Here is a 2,663-nt window from a genome sequence, read left to right as displayed (position 1 = left end):
GCCATGGAAAGAAGTGCTTCGTCTAAACGGGCAGTTCGCCCCGGCTTATCTGGGCCTTGCGAAGTCAGCCTTTAAAAAAGAACAATACGAGGCAGCAAAAGATTTGTTCAAGGAAGCGGGAGATCAACAAGGGTACTCCGATTCCTTTTGGCAAATCAGGATGCTGTGGCTGCAGAGTAATTTCTCCTGGATAGCGAGTGTCATGCTGCTCTGCGTTATCTTATATTCCGTAACCGATAAACTCACTGCAAAGCGTGAATTTCGGATTAGGTGGCGCAATCGACCGAAGAGTCAGAACCGTTTCCTCTCGCAGGTAAGGCTTGCGCTGCATGTTCTAAAGCATCCGATTGACGGGTTCTCAGCGATTCACTATGAGAACAAAGGCAGCTACCTGAGCGCCAGTCTCGTTCTGCTTGGCGTATATCTGTCCCTGATCATCAGCCAGTTCGCGACTAGCTTTGCTTTTAACCCGAAGACCTTTGTGGATATTTACTCTACGTTCACGCAATTCTTCATCGTATGGGTCGCCTGGATTGTCGCTAACTACCTGGTCAGCTCGATTTATCGGGGGGAGGGGCGGTTCAAACACATTTTCATCGGCAGCGCCTATGCACTCTTGCCTTACATAGCTATTGGCATCCCGCTTGCCTTTGTATCCAATGTCATGACGATGTCCGAGGCATCGATCTATCATTTCGTGGGGAATGCGATGACGGTATGGATCGGGCTGCTTATTTTCTGGAAAATTCAGAACGTCCATAATTACACGTTTGGTGAAACGATCATGAATGTTTTCCTAACGTTATGTACAATGCTTGTCATCGGTGTGCTGATTTTCATTATTATGGGACTTACCAGCGATCTCGGATCGCTACTTTATCAAATGTATCAGGAGGTGACCTTGAGATGATCCGGATGATCCAAACAAATAAAACAGCCATCATCGTTACCATCCTGATCTTGGCGGCCGTTGTCATCTTCCTGACCCGAGCCAAATTTGAGTTCAAAGACTCGGAACATCGCACTTCGCAAGCGGTGCAGCAAAATACAACGATTGAAGCAGCAAGTATTCCCGCCAAACTGCCGCTCGATACCGATTTCAAGCAGGTTGCAGAGTCCGAAACGTTGAGACTGAACTTGGACGAAAAGACGGGACATTTCATCGTTGAGGACAAACGTAACGGCAATGTATACCGCTCCTATCCAGATCCGAAATATTGGTCGAAAGAGAAGATTTCGGAGACCTGGAAAAAGCATTTGGCCTCGCCACTGATGGTCCAATATGTGGATTTCTCCAAAAATATTTTACAGGCCAAAGAGACGAATCTGGCAGCCGAAGGCGGCCGGGTCAAGGATATTCAAACGATTCCTGGCGGTTTCAAGCTTGCTTATGAATTTCCTGTTACGGGCTTCACGATTCCTGTCCAGGTCACCGTTGATCAGGATTACGTTGAGACGAAAATCATACAGGAAGGCGTGAAGGAGACCAAAATGGGTCTCGTCTGGGTCAGACCGTATCCATTCTTAGGTGCGGAGTACACAGATGGTCAAGATGGATACCTGTTTATTCCGGATGGCGCAGGAGCCCTGGTGCGTTTCAAAGATAATCAATTAAATGTCAACAAAATATATGACGAATTAACATACGGACAAGATATTGCTTTCCCGGGAATCAACAACAATCGGAATAAAGTTATGATGCCGGTTTTCGGTATGAAGTCGGGATCCAAAGGTTTTCTGGCGGTCGTGCACGATGGTGATGAGTATGCCGACGTTGTCGCCGCTCCGGCAGGTGTCCTAAGCAACTACAATTGGATTGGGGCACAAATGAATTATCGTTCCAGCTTCTTGCAGTTTACAACAAGAAATACGAACGTCCCAGATTCGTGGGGTTACGTCGACTATGATCGGAATCAGATGTTTGGGAGCGATCGTTCCATTCGTTATTATTTGTTGGACGATAAGAAGACAGATTACGTTGGCATGGCTGAGGCCTACCGCCAATATTTAATGAAGGAGAAAGCGGTAAAACCGGTTACGGTCAAAGACCCGAATATACCGTTATATACGAATATCATCGGAGCCGATCGGGAAAAAGGAGTCATCAGTGATCGTTATCTCAATTTGACGACTACGAGCGAAGGCATTCAAATTATCAATTCCTTGCATGACAAAGGGATTAACAATATGTCGCTCACGTACACGGGCTGGCAGAAGGGCGGCTATAGTTCCTTTGGCCAAACGTTCCCGGTGGATTCCCGCATTGGCGGAGACTCCGGAATGAAAGCATTCATCGACCATGCACATGGACTTGGTTATCCGGTGTACTTGGAAGCGCAGTATTCACTTAATAATACGAATAGCGGCGGGTTCGATGAGAAGTTTAACGCGATGGTGAACTTAGCGGGCCGGACGCTTATGCAGAGCCCCTTGTTCAACCGCGAGAGGACACCCGTCGTCAGTGATAAATATGTGGAGCAGATGGTGGATTATGATTTGCCTAAATATAAAGCCATGGGTGTAGACGGACTTGCCGTCGGATTGCTGGGCCAGAGGCTGTACAACGATTACAACACGGAGTACGGCTCTTCAAGAGACGATGCCCGTAATATTCAGGAACGGATTTTACAAAAGATCAAAGATACGCTTGGCGGTGTACAGGG

Annotated in this window: 2 protein-coding genes; both read left to right on the top strand. The window is 47.3% G+C overall.

Going from position 1 to position 2,663, the window contains the following annotated elements:
* The coding region (locus tag AC1DUA_RS33050; protein ID WP_477503765.1) for a YIP1 family protein at nucleotides 1–910 on the top strand (910 nt) is incomplete at its 5' end.
* The coding region (locus AC1DUA_RS33045; RefSeq protein ID WP_477503764.1) for a DUF5696 domain-containing protein at nucleotides 907–2,663 on the top strand (1,757 nt) is incomplete at its 3' end. The genes AC1DUA_RS33050 and AC1DUA_RS33045, both read left to right, overlap by 4 nt.

The organism is Paenibacillus sp. 01T422, from assembly GCF_056398785.1.
Note: the sequence above shows the minus strand (reverse complement) of the source record. Positions and strands in the feature narration are given on the sequence as shown.